This is a genomic window from Anoxybacillus sp. TBDG-1 (assembly GCF_054815885.1).
The window spans coordinates 22,119-36,851 of the sequence record NZ_JBTZSY010000013.1; the positions used below are offsets into that span (position 1 = coordinate 22,119).

Below are 14,733 nucleotides of genomic sequence, written 5' to 3' on the forward strand. Positions count from 1 at the left end.
TTTTTCGCTGTCTGTTTTAGTTTGCCCAACGTGCGCGAATTTGTTCCGCCTCGTTGATCATGCGCTCAAAAAGTTCACTCACTGTCGGCACGTCACGAATAAGTCCGATCACTTGTCCCGCCCATGCAAATCCATCTTCCGTACGACCGTCGTAAATGAATCGTTTGTTCGCCTTTCCGCTAATGTACTCTTTTAACTGTTCGTATCCTTTTCCTTCTTGTTCAAACTGTAAAATTTTTTCCGTCCATTCGTTTAACAAGGCGCGGGCAGGCGCACCGAGCGACCGTTTAATGACGACCGTATCGCTTTCCGAACGTTCAACGAGCATTTGCTTATATACGGGGTGCGCATGAATGCATTCTTTTGTCGCAATAAAGCGCGTACCCATTTCGATACCTTCTGCTCCAAGCGCAAGCGCAGCCATCAACCCGCGCCCATCTCCGATCCCTCCTGAAGCGATGACAGGAATCGATACGGAATCGACGACGCGCGGCACTAATACGAACGTCCCGATATCATCCTTTCCGAGATGCCCGCCCCCTTCTTGCCCGACGACCATGACCGCATCTGCTCCAAGCTCTTCTGCTTTCACGGCTTGGCGTACCGCCGCAACGAGCACAAGCTTTTTCACCGGCACGCCTTTTAACTGTTCAAAAATAGGGGCAGGATTTCCGCCCGTCATCGAAATGACCGGCACGTTTTCTTCAATTGCTACTTCAAGCATATGTGCAAACGGACGTCCATGTTGTCCGATCGCAAAATTGACCCCAAACGGTTTATCCGTTTTTTCACGCACTTTTTTAATTTCTTCTCGCAACTCATCTGGCGTCTCAAGCGACATTGCCGTAATTTGCCCTAGCCCCCCAGCATTCGATACCGCCGCCGCTAAATCAGCATACGCCAAATACGCCAATCCACCTTGAATGATCGGATAACGGATGCCTAACAGCTCGGTTACTCTCGTGTTCCAGTTCACACATCATTCCCCCTTACATGCAATTATAATATGCTTCGTGCCAATCTATCTATTTTCCTGTTAGGCAAATATATTGTTATGAATTTTCAATCAAAATTCATAACAATATATCTTATGTATGTATTTTTTACGAGAAAAGGGTGACCAATGATGGGACACCCTTTTCTACTTTCTGATCGCATTTATGAGAGACTAGCGCTTCGTTAAAGCGACAGGCTCTAATTTATACCGATTAATACGAAAAACATCGTCGCACAAAATATCAATATCTTCTTGGTTATGACTTGTCAATAAAATTGTACGTCCTTCATTTTTAAAAGATAATAATAAACGACGAATGGTATCTACACTTTGTGCGTCTAATGCATTAAATGGCTCATCTAATATAAGTATTTGTTGATCTTCCATAATTGCTTGAGCAATAGCCAGTTTTTGTTTCATACCTAAGGAGTAATGTTTCACTTTTTGTTTAGCCTTCGGTTGCAATCCCACCGATTCCATCGTTTCGAAAATTTTTCCATCACCAATCTTCCCTCTAATCATTGCTAATTCTTTTAAATTTTGAAAACCTGTCTTATTGGCTATGTAACCGGGGCGGTCTATAATAATACCGATATCATCTGGAAACCTTTTACTTTTACCAATTTCTACTCCATTAACAATAATAGTACCTTCATCCGGGAATACAAATCCACATATCATTTTAAATAAAACAGATTTACCAGAGCCATTCGGTCCTACAATACCGTATATTCTTCCTTTTTCCACATTCAAGTCAATGTTTTCGAAAAGTGTCAATCCTTTGTAAGATTTACTTACATTTTTTAAAGAAATAATAGACATTTTTCATCCCACCTATTTTTATATGTTCAAGCTTTGTTTTAACAAATATCGAATGATAACATATGAAATCATATTCGCTATAACTAAAATAAAGGTTAAGTAATAAGGGAAATAGTCCGCTAAATAAACGATACTATTCAATCCTACAGGAATGAGTGCCTTTGCATTGATTCCAGGCAACATAACGACCATAAGTATGCTCATCAAAGCGACACCGTATATTGACTCTCTGCTTATCCAAGAAACAATAAAAATTAGACTTACGTAAAAAATCATTTGTAAAAAACCGTTGATGAAAAAGTGGTAACCGATCTCAAATAAAGAGTTCGGAAGTAACGTCACGTAAAAGTCGGTATTTGCACCAAAACAAACAGCTATCGTAAATGAAAGAATGACTAGTCCAAATAAAAATACAACGATAATTACCATTAACTTCTTCATCCAACTCCAAAACCATTTATTTAAACTTCTAAAACGAATGATTTTATAGTATCCTAATTGTTCAATCTCGTTACTTAAAAAAAGCAGCTGGATTAAATAAGTAAATCCAAAAAACACAACTAAGTAAAAGAAAAAAGGAATATAAGCAAAACGTTCAGCACTAACTCCGGCAAAAGACATGATGAGAACATCTGAAATTGTCGCATGCGAAGATTTGACTGATGATTGAGCTGTTGCACTCACTCCCATGACGCAAAGAGAAAAATAAATAACAATCGGCGTGTTCGATTTTATTGATGAAATATATCGTCCTTTATTTACATCTAAAAATTGCAAAAGCCATACACAGAAGACAAGAAAAATAATAACTACGCTATAAACTGGTATAGGAGAATGAAAAGTATTCACTCCACTCGTAATTGAAAAAAACGTAACAGGAGATAAAAAGGCAATCTCATTTGGAAACAACTTAAATCCTATAATGTTGAAAAGAAAAAATAATATACTAATAAAAATTACAACGTGCTTACTTTTAGTTAATACATATATAATCGCAAAAACAATATGTAACAATGAAAATGTTAAAAGCACTAAAATAAACTGAGCGATAAATGCGAATATCGGTTTTTTAAAAAAATATACGAGTTCGTGAAGAGTGTTAGTAAAATGTGCTGCTTCGCTCAGTTCACTCCAGTTCCATGAGTACGGAAATCCAATTGTCATAAATAACGACATAAAAAACCATAAAAATAGCAACGGAAAAATGTTCATCCAGAAGTTTCTCAGCGAATAATATACCCATTTCTTAAATGACCTTAAGCGAATTAAAATTTGATAATCAAAGTCCACAAAAATAGATTTTACTAAAAAAAATAGCACAATCGGAATAATAAAATAAATAATGAGATATGCATCGTTTAGTAAACGTAAAGTGATATCCCAATTGTTAATATGTAATTTTTTTTCATAAGCAACTTGAACAATTTCTTGTTTTAGCATCATGCTGTGAAAGTAAAAAACAACACCTACAACGATCCACTTTACACCAAACATATGTTCTATACTTTCTTTTATCGTATATTTCCATCGCTTCCTCACTTATATCATCCATTCTTCCTTATTTTTCATAGAAAATATAAAAATGATGATTAAAACAATAAATAAAAGTGAAAATGGGACGAGCACGGTCCATAAAGGCTGCTGTTCAATATTAAACGGAAAAATCGTACTAAGTGGTGAAAACATCGGTACATGAAGTAAACCTGTTACAAAGTTTAAAATATGGTAAAAAAGAAAAGGAAGCGATAAAGCAATAAATGGGTTGCTTACATTCAGTAATAGCATGAAAGCGATTGTCGAGTAAACTACACCGTTTATAGCAACCCACAAAGAATAAATGAATCCGTACGCTAACTCTCCGTACGTTAAAAATTGAGAAAAAGTCACAGTCGGTATATGTACGTTTTCATTTAGAGAGCTGTAATGAATCATTCCTAAACTTTTCTCAACATACATGATAAAAATAAATGGAATAAAAATAAGCAAAAATGTAACCATGCCGGTTAACAAAGCATTCATTAACGCTTTACTCATGATATAAATACGCAATGGAACCCTAGTACGAGTATATGTGATAAACTTGTTTCTTTGTTCTTGCAAAAAAGAAGGCAAGTAAATAATAATAGCAATAACAGGAAAAAGCAGCGGAATGATTCCTGATACGGTTTCCTGAAATACTTCAACCGGTTCATAAAATTGATAGCCATTTCTTATCATATGAAATCTGATCGTTGGCAATAAAACAATCACGCTTAACCACAGAAATACATTTCTTTTTGTAAATGCCCTTTTTAGTTCTACTACTAATTGGTTATGTAACATTTCCCCACCTCATTTCGTGAATCATCGCGAAAAAACCAATCGTGATTGTCTAGGTAATTCCCCAACGATCACGATCATCACTTTTTTTAATTGCTTCTCCACTTTCCAGACACTTGAACATCAACTGGTGTTGTAATATCATTACTGAATTCAACTCGTGCATTTAGCCCTTTAGGAACAGAGTTCGGTAAATTACGATAATCATTATCTGTAATACTTCTTACCCATGATCCTGTCCCAGAACTAGCCTCCATTCTCGCATCAACAGTATATGAGCCGCCAACCACAGCTGAATTTAATTCACCATACGTTCCGGACGAAGCTTTTGTTTGATAACCTGTATAGCCACTTCCATTAAATTTTGGAACAGTTGTATTATATTCTGACCAACTAGCACCTGCTTGTACTGCCCCACCAAAAGCTAGCAAACTTACAGATAGACCAAATAAAACCAACTTTCGTTTCAAGTCAAAATACCTCCTATTTGAATTTTTGGTACATTCTTATTATATTATTACTTTTTTTTTTAGAAAGAATTTAATAGAATATTTTAGTTTATTCAACCAAAAATTCAAATTACAAACACCTATACAACTGTTTATCGTTTTAGATGTATATGAAGAGTACGAATATTACGATGTATATATACAGAAAATTTGATCATTTACAGTCATACAATCAACACATATGTGCAATAATTATTACATGAAGTTTTATGAAACGCCAAAAAATCATCTTTCCAAACGTATAAAGAAGTGCTATAATTCACTTTGTTTTATGTAAATCCAAGTTAAAGAGGTGTGCAGCGAAATTGTCACAGTATGAAACACCGTTATTTACCGGACTGTTAGAGCATATAAAGAAAAATCCGATTCAATTTCATATTCCTGGTCATAAAAAAGGAGCAGGAATGGACGAGCAGTTTCGCTCCTTTATTGGAGAAAATGCGTTAGCGATGGATTTAATTAATATCGGTCCGCTTGATGATTTACATCAGCCAAAAGGAATGATTAAACGCGCCCAACAGTTAGCAGCGGAAGCGTTCGGGGCGGACTATACGTTTTTCTCCGTGCAAGGAACGAGTGGCGCTATTATGACGATGGTTATGTCTGTCGCAGGCCCTGGCGATAAAATTATCGTCCCACGAAACGTGCATAAATCGGTCATGGCGGCGATTGTCTTTTCGGGAGCGACACCGATTTTCGTTCATCCTGAAATTGATAAAGAGCTTGGTATTTCACACGGCATTACACCAGAAGCAGTAGAAGCGGCGTTAAAGCAACATCCAGACGCCAAAGGGGTGCTCGTCATTAACCCGACGTACTTTGGCATTGCAGGCGATTTAAAACGCATCGTTGACATTGCGCACGCATACGGCATTCCTGTTCTTGTCGATGAGGCGCATGGCGTACACATTCACTTTCATGAAGATTTGCCGCTATCAGCAATGCAGGCAGGTGCGGATATGGCAGCAACGAGCGTGCATAAACTTGGCGGTTCGATGACGCAAAGTTCAATTTTAAACGTGAAAGAAGGGCTTGTGTCGCCAAAACGAGTGCAGGCGATTTTAAGTATGTTAACGACAACATCGACGTCTTATTTGTTGCTTGCTTCGCTCGATGTCGCGCGCAAACGGCTTGCGACAGAAGGACATGAGCTTGCAGAACAAGCGATTCGCCTTGCGAATGAAACGCGCAAGCAAATTAACGACATCGACTATTTATATTGCGTCGGAAAAGAAATTATCGGCACAAAAGCGACGTTTGACTACGACCCAACGAAGCTGATCATTTCAGTTAAAGAGCTCGGACTAACGGGTTATGAAGTAGAAAAATGGCTTCGCGAACGTTACAACATTGAAGTTGAGTTGTCTGACTTATATAACATTTTATGTATTATTACATCGGGCGATACAGAACGGGAGACGAGCGTATTAGTCGAGGCGCTTCGTCATCTATCAAACGAATTTCGCCATCAAGCGGAAGTCGGAAAAAAACCGAAAGTGCTTTTACCAGACATTCCTGTCCTTGCGCTTACGCCGCGCGATGCGTTTTATTCGGAAACGGAAGTCGTGCCGTTTGACGAATCGGCAGGGCGCATTATCGCTGAGTTTGTCATGGTATATCCACCTGGGATTCCAATTTTCATTCCGGGGGAAATTATTACGGAAGAAAATTTAAACTACATTCGCAAAAATATAGAAGTCGGTTTACCTGTCCAAGGTCCAGAAGACGATACGTTGCGAACGTTGCGCGTCATTAAAGAGCATCAGAAATAAAAAAGCGGAGCTCGCATCGAGTTCCGCTTTTTTCAGCAACAAAAAGAGACCGACTGTGCCGATCCCTTCTCTCTATATTGTCTCCTCATCCCCCAAAATTCATTCCGCGCTATATGTTATTCTTCGTCTTCACAATCGCATCCGCTGCATTGACCGTACAATACCGTTACTTTTTCATCTTCAAAATGATCGATTGTCGCATTGCATGTTTGGCATACAATTGTACCCATCCCCAATAACCCCTTTTCCTTTGGAATGTTTGAAAACGTTTTACTGATTACATAATAATATGTCACATTTATTTTGTCAATAGGAATTAGTATGACATATTTAAACAAAAAAAGAGACGTATTTCACGCCTCTTACTCATATTGTTCAACATGAGGTGTAGAAGGTAAAATGTCTGAGAAAAATTCCGCTAAATCTTCAGCTTGTTCTTTCGTGTCAATGCGGAACGTTCGTTGTAAATAGTCGTGGTCTTCGATGTCTTTCGGATCGAGGAGAGCGGAGCGGCCTGTTTGCATACAGATGACAAGTGGTTTACCAAAAAACATATTCGTGTAAACGATGCCAAAATCGTAACGGACGTCTTTTGTCGTAAAGCCAACAAACCTCACTTTTACTTTTTCATGCTCATCATACAATTTTTCGAATACGTGCATATCATTCCCTCCTTTTGATAGATTAAATCTAATTATACCTTACCGTTTATATTTTCGCAATTATTTGTTTTTTTACGTATGTACGTGATACAATAAAAGTGATTTCAACATATATGAGGTGAACAAAATGGCTTATACGGCTACTATTGAACTTGTCCCTGCATCCACATGGGAGACGGTTACGTTAGAACAATGTAAACAATTGCTTGAACAATTTCGAGACATCGCGCAAAAAACGGGCGAACAGCTCGCTTGGGACTATGCGGAATCTGCTTTCCCGTATGACATCGTTGCAAAAGAAGATCGCATTGTATTAGTTGGAAAAAGCGACCGCTATCATATGATTGAATGTCGTATTCATGACCGTGCTGTGCAGTTTGTGTTACCGAAACAAGCGACGCACGGCGATAAAGGAAAAGCGAATGAACTATGCAAATTTTTCGCTAAACGAATGGCAGGAAAACTACATTTATTCAACGGACGTATCATGTATTACTATAAGCGATAAGCCCAAAAAAGCTGACGACAAAGAAAATAAATAGCAATCGTCAATAAGGTTGTCCAACATGCGCGCTTTCTCGTTAAGCGGAACCGAAGCGCAAGCAAAAAGGCAACGTACATAAACATCATAAACAGCAACGCTTTAAAAATAAAATGATCGTGGGCAGATCTCCATTCAACAAGTGAAAATAAGCTCCAAATAAGTAATTGAAGTAAAAAGACGACATACATGCTCACACACCCCTTACAAACATCATATGATCGCAAGGGAGAAATAATGAGAAAGAGGACGGCTAAGCCATCCTCTTTTTATTTGTTAATAATATGAATTGGGCTACCGAGCGCCACTTCGGCAGCTTCCATTGTAATTTCACCAAGCGTTGGATGCGCGTGAATCGTCATCGCGATATCTTCGGCTGTCATGCCTGCTTCGATCGCTAAGCCAAGTTCCGCAATCATATCTGATGCGTTCGGACCGACGATTTGCGCACCGATAATGACGCCATCGTCTTTCGTTAAGACGAGTTTTAAGAAGCCGTCTGCTTCGTTTAATGCAAGGGCACGGCCGTTTGCACCAAACGGAAACTTCGCTGTAATGACGTCAATACCTTCTTCAATCGCTTGTTTTTCAAAGTAACCGACAGATGCGCATTCAGGGTCAGAGAAGACGACAGCTGGAATGGCTAAGTAGTCAATTTCAGATGGATGACCAGCGATCGCTTCTGCGGCAATTTTTCCTTCGTATGACGCTTTATGCGCAAGCGGTGGACCCGCAACGACGTCACCGATCGCGTAAATGTTCGGCACGCTTGTGCGGCATTGTTTGTCGATTTCAATTAAGCCGCGTTCTGTCATTTTAATGCCGATTTGTTCAAGTCCCATTTCTTCTGTATTCGGACGGCGACCGACTGTAACAAGCACGTATTCAGCATCAATTGTTTTCGTTTCGCCGTTTACTTCAAATGTGACGGTTACGCCGTCTTCACGCTCTTCGACACCTTTCGCAAGCGCGTTTGTAAAGACGTCGACACCTTTTTTCTTTAAGCGGCGACGAACGACGGCGCTCATTTGTTTTTCGAAGCCAGATAAAATTTCATCCGCACCTTCTAAAATCGTAATTTTCGTTCCGAAGTTTGCGTATGCTGTCCCTAACTCTGTACCGATGTAACCGCCGCCGATGACGACCATCGATTTTGGAATGTCAGGCAAGTTTAATGCGCCTGTTGAGTCAAGGACGCGCTTTGAAAATTTAAACGTTGGCAACTCAATTGGACGAGAACCTGTTGCGATAATCGCGTTTTTAAATTTGTACGTTTGCGCGCTATTTTCTGTCATGACGCGAACGGTATTTTCATCAACGAAATACGCTTCTCCGCGCACGATTTCTACTTTATTTCCTTTTAATAAGCCTTCCACGCCGCTCGTTAATTTTTTGACGACGCCTGCTTTCCATTGTTGCACTTTGGAAAAGTCAACTTTTACGTTTTCTGCAAAAATACCCATATCTTGCGAATGTGTCGCAATTTCGTAACGATGACCGGCAGAGATGAGCGCTTTCGATGGAATACATCCGACGTTTAAGCACACACCGCCAAGGTTTCCTTTTTCAACGATCGTTACTTTTTGACCGAGTTGCGCTGCACGAATGGCTGCAACGTAACCGCCAGGACCTGCACCGACGACGAGAGTTTCTGTTTCAATTGCGAAATCGCCTACTACCATCGCATTACGCCTCCATTAATAATAATTCAGGATCATTTAATAAACGTTTAATATGATTTAACGCGTTTTGCGCTGTTGCACCGTCGATCATACGGTGGTCGAAGCTTAACGACAACGCTAATACTGGGGCGATGACAATTTCACCATCGCGCACGATCGGCTTTTCTGAAATGCGGCCAATGCCTAAAATCGCTACTTCTGGATGGTTAATGACCGGTGTAAACCATTGACCGCCTGCGGAACCGATGTTTGTAATTGTGCATGTTGCACCTTTCATTTCGTTTGGCGCTAATTTGCCTTCACGCGCTTTTGTTGCGAGTTCGTTAATTTCTTTTGCAATCGCAAAAATGGATTTGCGGTCTGCATGTTTAACAACAGGAACGAGCAAGCCTTTATCTGTGTCCGCTGCAATTCCAATGTTGTAGTAATGTTTATGAACAATTTCTTCTGTTGCATCGTCAATTGATGTGTTGAGCGCCGGATATTCGCGAAGCGCAGACGTTAACGCTTTAACGACATATGGTAAGAACGTTAACTTAATGCCTTTTTGCGCTGCCACATCTTTGAATTTCTTACGATGTGCAACAAGTTTTGTCACATCGACTTCGTCCATTAATGTGACGTGCGGCGCTGTATGCTTGGAGTTCACCATCGCTTTGGCGATCGCACGGCGAATGCCGCTCATTTTCTCGCGTGTTTCTGGGAACTCACCTTCAACGACAACTGGTTGAGCTGTTGGTGCTGCTTTTTGTTGTTGTGCTGGCGCAACGACTTCGACCGCTTGTTTTGGCGCTTCTGTTTGTGGCGCTGTGCCGCCTGCTAAATATGCATCGATATCTTGTTTTAACACGCGACCGTTTTTGCCTGTCCCTTGAACAAGGCGAATGTCGACACCTTTTTCACGCGCATATTTGCGCACAGATGGCATCGCGATGACGCGTTTTTTCGGCTGTGCTGGCGCGGCTTGCTCTTGTTTCACTTCTTCTTTCTTTTCTTCTACCTTTTCTTCTACTTTTGGCTCATCGCCATGATCGCCTTTGAACTTTAAGTTTTCGTATCCTGGCGCATCAAATTTAATTAACGTTTGACCAACTGTTGCGACGGTTCCTTCGCTCACTAAAATGTCTAATACTTTCCCTTTTACTGGAGATGGGATTTCGACAACTGCTTTATCGTTTTGTACTTCGCAAAGTACGTCGTCTTCGTTTACTTCATCGCCCGGTTTGACGAACCATTTGACAATTTCACCTTCGTGAATTCCTTCCCCGATGTCCGGTAATTTAAATTCAAATGTCATGTATCTCAACCTCCTATTTCTTAAATGCGGAGGGGACATTCCCCTCCATTAAAACGTCATGACTTTTTTCACTGTTTCGATCACATCTTTAAAGTTCGGCAACCATACTGGCTCTGCTTGTGAGAATGGATATACTGTATCTGGCGCCGCGACGCGTAACACTGGCGCTTCTAGGCTAAGAATCGCACGTTCATTAATTTCTGCAACGACGTTTGCGGCAATACCTGCTTGTTTTTGCGCTTCTTGTACAACGACTGCGCGGCCTGTTTTTTCAACCGATGCGATAATTGTTTCAATATCTAACGGTTGAACCGTACGCAAGTCTACTACTTCAACAGAGATGCCTTCTTTTTCAAGCTCCGCTGCTGCTTTTAACGATTCATGTACCATCGCACCGTATGTGATGACCGATACGTCTGTTCCTTCGCGTTTAATGTCCGCCTTGCCGATCGGAATTGTATATTCGCCTTCTGGCACTTCTTGGCGGAATGAGCGATACAATTTCATATGCTCTAAGAAAATGACAGGGTCGTTGTCGCGAATGGCTGAAATTAATAATCCTTTCGCATCATATGGCGTTGATGGGATGACAACTTTTAATCCCGGCTGTTGAGCGACAAGCCCTTCTAAGCTATCTGCGTGCAATTCTGGCGTATGTACGCCACCACCGAATGGCGAACGAACGGTAATTGGCGCATGGAAACGCCCGCCAGTACGATAGCGCATGCGCGCCATTTGACCGGAAATGGAGTCCATCACTTCATATACGAATCCGAAAAACTGAATTTCAGGCACAGGACGGAATCCTTGTAATGCTAAACCGATCGCTAAACCGCCAATTCCTGATTCTGCAAGCGGTGTGTCGAATACGCGGTCTTCGCCAAACTCTGCTTGCAATCCTTCTGTCGCGCGGAATACCCCGCCGTTTACACCGACGTCTTCACCAAACACAAGAACGTTCGGGTCTTTGCGCATTTCTACGCGCAACGCATCCGTGATTGCTTGAATCATTGTCATTTGCGCCATGGCTTATTTCGACTCCTTTTCTTTGTAGATTTCGTATTGTTCTTTTAAGAACGCTGGCATGTCTTCGTACATGATCGACATTAAGTCTGTTACTTTTTGTTTTGGTGTTTCGTCCGCTTTCTTAATCGCTTCTTTAATATCTTCTTTCGCTTGTTCAATGACGCGATTTTCTTCTTCTTCGCTCCATAATCCTTTGTTTTCTAAAAACTTGCGGAAGCGAACGAGCGGATCTTTTTTCTCCCATTCGTTTTCAAGCTCTTTTGAACGATAGCGCGTTGGGTCGTCTCCTGCCATCGTATGTGGACCGTAACGGAAGCAAAGCGTTTCAATGAGCGTTGGACCTTCGCCGTTAATCGCGCGCTCACGAGCGTCACGCACCGCCACATATACTGCAAGCGGGTCCATTCCGTCTACTTGAATGCCTGGAATACCAGCTGCAACTGCTTTTTGTGCGATTGTTTTTGCTGCCGATTGCTTTTCGACTGGTGTTGAAATCGCAAAACGGTTGTTTTGAACGATAAAGATCGCTGGTGCTTGAAATGCACCGGCAAAGTTCATTCCTTCGTAGAAGTCCCCTTGCGATGCACCGCCGTCACCTGTATATGTAACTGCGACCGCTTTTTTGCCGCGTTTTTTCATACCGAGCGCAACGCCGGCTGTTTGAATAATTTGGGCACCGATAATAATTTGTGGCGGCAACACATTGACACCTTCAGGAATTTGGTTGCCGTGGAAATGACCGCGTGAAAATAAAAATGCTTGGTAAAGCGGTAAACCGTGCCAAATCATTTGTGGAACGTCACGATAGCCCGGTAAAATGAAATCTTCTTTTTCTAACGCAAAATGGCTTGCTAATTGGCTCGCTTCTTGTCCTGCTGTTGGGGCATAGAAGCCGAGACGTCCTTGACGGTTTAACGAAATGCAACGTTGGTCAAGCACGCGCGTGTACACCATGCGGCGCATGAGCTCTTTCAATTGCTCATCTGTTAAATTCGGCATCGCCGCTTCGTTTACGACTTCGCCTTTTTCATTTAAAATTTGAAATGTCGGGAACTGCTCAGCGACTTTTTCAAGTTGCTTTTTCACATCAAATAGGGGCTTTTTACCCATGTTGTTCACCTCATCCTTTCTTTTTCAACACGTAAAATGATGCTCCTTTTAATTTGCCCAAAAACGATTTGTTTTTACTACGTTTTGTGTATGAAAAGCTGTATTAATGAAAAAAACCATTGTGATTAATACAACTGTCTTTTTACATCTTTCAGTTTACACCGTTCGACAACGCTCGTCAATTAGTTTGCTTGCAACGTTCTATATAAAAATGAAATTTAGAAAATTTTAACTGTGTTATGAATCTGTTATACTATTTTCTGTCGATCTGTATTATTTCTGTTTTACAACGTGGATATGTATGTTTCTCACGCAATTGCACTTTTTTATTCCATCCTTCATAATAAAAATGGTTTACAATGCGAGTAGGGAGTGAAACAACGTGATTACGATGAAAGATATTATTAAAGACGGTCATCCGACGTTGCGAAAAGTAGCTGAAGAAGTGCCGCTTCCCCCTTCTGAAGAAGATCGCCGCATTTTAGCGAGTTTATTGGAGTATGTGAAAATGAGCCAAAATCCCGATGTAGCGGAAAAATACGGGCTTCGTCCGGGCATCGGCTTAGCCGCACCGCAAATTAACGTCTCGAAGCGCATGATTGCGGTGCATGTGACGGACGAAAAAGGAACGTTACATAGCTATGCGTTATTTAATCCGAAAATTGTCAGTCATTCAGTCGAGATGTGCTATTTAACGAGCGGAGAAGGTTGTTTGTCTGTAGATGAAGCGATTCCTGGCTACGTGCCACGCTATATGCGCATTACCGTTACAGGAACGACGCTTGAAGGCGAAACGGTGAAACTGCGTTTAAAAGGATTGCCTGCCATCGTATTTCAACATGAGATTGATCATTTAAATGGCATCATGTTTTATGACCACATTAATAAACAAAACCCGTACGACGTGCCCGCTGGCGCGATTCCGATTGAACGATAATAAGAAAAGTGCAAAGCGCCCCCATTTCGCCTTATAAAAAAGGGCTAAAAAAAGGGCTGCCATGACGGAGCCCTTTTATTTTAACAAGCCAAGGTGACGTAAACCGAATAAAATGCCATCTTCCTCGACAGGTTTTGTAATAAAATCTGCCACTTTTTTTGCTTCTTCATGCCCATTTCCCATCGCTACGCCTGTACCGACGAATCGCAACATTTCGACGTCGTTTAATCCATCGCCAAACGCATAAACGTTTTCACGAGCAATACCGAGCTGTTCGATCATTTTTTTTATACCTTCTGCTTTTGATCCGCCATATGGCAATACATCCGTTGAAAGCGCATGCCAACGAACGAAGTGAAACGTCGGAAACGATGTAATATACGGCTGCTCTTCTTCAGGCTTACAAAACAAAAGCGCTTGATAAATGTCGTTTCGTTCGTCATACGTTTCATCATGTGGTGGATGAGTAAATTTTAAACTTCCCATGCTTTCGTGAATGTACGGATGATCCGCAACACTCGCACGCATCGTGTCAGCGTCCATAAAAATAAGCGGGTGGTCATGATTGTGCGCCATTTGTTTTAATGCACGAAGTTGTTCGCGATCAAGCGGTTGATTGTAAATGACTTCCTCTTCAAAAACGACATATTGTCCGTTAAAGCTAACAAACGATTGAATGTCAAGTTTTTCACGAATCCATTCAAACATAAACGGTGCTCTCCCGGTTGCAATCGCCACATATACTCCTTGTTTTTTTAACGCTTGCACCGCTTCATATGTCGAACGTGGCAACTGTTTATCATGGTCTAGTAACGTCCCGTCAATATCAAAAAAGACGATTTTTCTCTCCATGTTTCTCGCTCCTCGTGTAAAAGTTCACAAACCTACCGTAACGGAATTGAACAATATTGTCAATAAATTGGTGAGCACTCCCTTCACCACAAATTAAACTTGGACATCCAACATTCAGAGATGCACTTTGTAGCTTTCACACAAGCAAACATGATTTTTCGACTGCCGAAAAGACGGGGAGTTAAACTCCTCGTTTGCAGCTATACA

16 protein-coding genes are annotated in these 14,733 nt (G+C 41.1%); 3 read left to right on the forward strand and 13 right to left on the reverse strand.

Annotation, left to right across the window (positions count from 1 at the left end):
• Window positions 1-16: 16 nt before the first annotated feature.
• From ACYQY7_RS05725 to ACYQY7_RS05745, 5 genes are all read right to left on the reverse strand, one after another.
• Window positions 17-976, reverse strand: a complete 960-nt coding sequence (locus tag ACYQY7_RS05725) for an NAD(P)H-dependent flavin oxidoreductase (protein WP_461201145.1) — start codon at window positions 974-976, stop codon at window positions 17-19.
• Between the two features lie 192 nt (window positions 977-1,168).
• Entirely contained in the window at window positions 1,169-1,819 is a 651-nt protein-coding gene (locus tag ACYQY7_RS05730) for an ABC transporter ATP-binding protein (RefSeq protein WP_461201146.1), read from the reverse strand.
• Window positions 1,820-1,837: 18 nt separating this feature from the next.
• Window positions 1,838-3,358: a hypothetical protein gene (locus ACYQY7_RS05735; RefSeq protein WP_461201147.1), complete on the reverse strand. Its 1,521-nt coding sequence runs from the start codon at window positions 3,356-3,358 to the stop codon at window positions 1,838-1,840.
• The gene (locus ACYQY7_RS05740; RefSeq protein ID WP_461201148.1) at window positions 3,359-4,141 is read right to left on the reverse strand and encodes an ABC transporter permease; all 783 of its coding nucleotides are present in this window, start codon (window positions 4,139-4,141) and stop codon (window positions 3,359-3,361) included.
• An 86-nt stretch (window positions 4,142-4,227) separates the two neighbouring features.
• Entirely contained in the window at window positions 4,228-4,608 is a 381-nt protein-coding gene (locus ACYQY7_RS05745) for a hypothetical protein (protein WP_461201149.1), read from the reverse strand.
• A gap of 344 nt (window positions 4,609-4,952) precedes the next feature.
• On the opposite strand from ACYQY7_RS05745, the gene ACYQY7_RS05750 reads away from it, so the two are divergent.
• Window positions 4,953-6,419 (forward strand): aminotransferase class I/II-fold pyridoxal phosphate-dependent enzyme, encoded by a 1,467-nt coding sequence (locus tag ACYQY7_RS05750; protein ID WP_461201150.1) that lies wholly within the window; start codon window positions 4,953-4,955, stop codon window positions 6,417-6,419.
• 116 nt (window positions 6,420-6,535) lie between these two features.
• Here the strand turns inward: ACYQY7_RS05750 and ACYQY7_RS05755 are convergent, their stop codons facing one another.
• Entirely contained in the window at window positions 6,536-6,649 is a 114-nt protein-coding gene (locus tag ACYQY7_RS05755) for a GapA-binding peptide SR1P (RefSeq protein WP_019417972.1), read from the reverse strand.
• 132 nt (window positions 6,650-6,781) lie between these two features.
• On the reverse strand, window positions 6,782-7,081 hold the full coding sequence (locus tag ACYQY7_RS05760; RefSeq protein ID WP_461201151.1) for a DUF3055 domain-containing protein: 300 nt from the start codon (window positions 7,079-7,081) through the stop codon (window positions 6,782-6,784).
• 127 nt (window positions 7,082-7,208) lie between these two features.
• On the opposite strand from ACYQY7_RS05760, the gene ACYQY7_RS05765 reads away from it, so the two are divergent.
• Complete coding sequence (locus ACYQY7_RS05765; RefSeq protein WP_461201152.1) at window positions 7,209-7,589, forward strand: DUF1885 family protein; 381 nt, start codon at window positions 7,209-7,211, stop codon at window positions 7,587-7,589.
• Here ACYQY7_RS05765 and ACYQY7_RS05770 read toward each other — a convergent pair.
• The 5 genes from ACYQY7_RS05770 to pdhA all read right to left on the reverse strand — a co-directional run bounded on the left by ACYQY7_RS05770 (window position 7,577) and on the right by pdhA (window position 12,737).
• Window positions 7,577-7,813, reverse strand: a complete 237-nt coding sequence (locus ACYQY7_RS05770) for a hypothetical protein (RefSeq protein ID WP_461201153.1) — start codon at window positions 7,811-7,813, stop codon at window positions 7,577-7,579. The genes ACYQY7_RS05765 and ACYQY7_RS05770 overlap by 13 nt on opposite strands.
• A 78-nt stretch (window positions 7,814-7,891) precedes the next feature.
• Window positions 7,892-9,304: a dihydrolipoyl dehydrogenase gene (lpdA, locus tag ACYQY7_RS05775; protein WP_461201154.1), complete on the reverse strand. Its 1,413-nt coding sequence runs from the start codon at window positions 9,302-9,304 to the stop codon at window positions 7,892-7,894.
• 4 nt (window positions 9,305-9,308) lie between these two features.
• A complete protein-coding gene (locus ACYQY7_RS05780) occupies window positions 9,309-10,601 on the reverse strand; it encodes a dihydrolipoamide acetyltransferase family protein (RefSeq protein WP_461201155.1) in 1,293 nt (430 codons plus the stop codon).
• 48 nt (window positions 10,602-10,649) lie between these two features.
• Window positions 10,650-11,627 carry an alpha-ketoacid dehydrogenase subunit beta gene (locus ACYQY7_RS05785; protein ID WP_043968180.1) on the reverse strand — a complete coding sequence of 326 codons (978 nt, stop codon included), beginning with the start codon at window positions 11,625-11,627 and terminating at the stop codon, window positions 10,650-10,652.
• A 3-nt stretch (window positions 11,628-11,630) separates the two neighbouring features.
• Window positions 11,631-12,737 (reverse strand): pyruvate dehydrogenase (acetyl-transferring) E1 component subunit alpha, encoded by a 1,107-nt coding sequence (gene pdhA, locus ACYQY7_RS05790; protein ID WP_461201156.1) that lies wholly within the window; start codon window positions 12,735-12,737, stop codon window positions 11,631-11,633.
• 382 nt (window positions 12,738-13,119) lie between these two features.
• Between pdhA and def the strand changes: the two genes are divergently transcribed.
• Window positions 13,120-13,674 carry a peptide deformylase gene (gene def / locus ACYQY7_RS05795; RefSeq protein ID WP_461201157.1) on the forward strand — a complete coding sequence of 185 codons (555 nt, stop codon included), beginning with the start codon at window positions 13,120-13,122 and terminating at the stop codon, window positions 13,672-13,674.
• A gap of 75 nt (window positions 13,675-13,749) precedes the next feature.
• Here def and ACYQY7_RS05800 read toward each other — a convergent pair whose 3' ends face one another.
• Entirely contained in the window at window positions 13,750-14,526 is a 777-nt protein-coding gene (locus ACYQY7_RS05800) for a Cof-type HAD-IIB family hydrolase (protein ID WP_461201158.1), read from the reverse strand.
• Window positions 14,527-14,733 lie beyond the last annotated feature (207 nt).

Excerpts from the sequence above, each read along its gene's own strand:
- ACYQY7_RS05755 (WP_019417972.1), bottom strand. The coding sequence starts at position 6,649 with ATGGGTACAATTGTATGCCAAACATGCAATGCGACAATCGATCATTTT.
- ACYQY7_RS05765 (WP_461201152.1), top strand. The coding sequence starts at position 7,209 with ATGGCTTATACGGCTACTATTGAACTTGTCCCTGCATCCACATGGGAG.
- ACYQY7_RS05770 (WP_461201153.1), bottom strand. The coding sequence starts at position 7,813 with ATGTATGTCGTCTTTTTACTTCAATTACTTATTTGGAGCTTATTTTCA.
- ACYQY7_RS05780 (WP_461201155.1), bottom strand. The coding sequence starts at position 10,601 with ATGACATTTGAATTTAAATTACCGGACATCGGGGAAGGAATTCACGAA.
- lpdA (WP_461201154.1), bottom strand. The coding sequence starts at position 9,304 with ATGGTAGTAGGCGATTTCGCAATTGAAACAGAAACTCTCGTCGTCGGT.
- ACYQY7_RS05740 (WP_461201148.1), bottom strand. The coding sequence starts at position 4,141 with ATGTTACATAACCAATTAGTAGTAGAACTAAAAAGGGCATTTACAAAA.
- ACYQY7_RS05785 (WP_043968180.1), bottom strand. The coding sequence starts at position 11,627 with ATGGCGCAAATGACAATGATTCAAGCAATCACGGATGCGTTGCGCGTA.
- ACYQY7_RS05730 (WP_461201146.1), bottom strand. The coding sequence starts at position 1,819 with ATGTCTATTATTTCTTTAAAAAATGTAAGTAAATCTTACAAAGGATTG.
- pdhA (WP_461201156.1), bottom strand. The coding sequence starts at position 12,737 with ATGGGTAAAAAGCCCCTATTTGATGTGAAAAAGCAACTTGAAAAAGTC.
- ACYQY7_RS05760 (WP_461201151.1), bottom strand. The coding sequence starts at position 7,081 with ATGCACGTATTCGAAAAATTGTATGATGAGCATGAAAAAGTAAAAGTG.
- ACYQY7_RS05800 (WP_461201158.1), bottom strand. The coding sequence starts at position 14,526 with ATGGAGAGAAAAATCGTCTTTTTTGATATTGACGGGACGTTACTAGAC.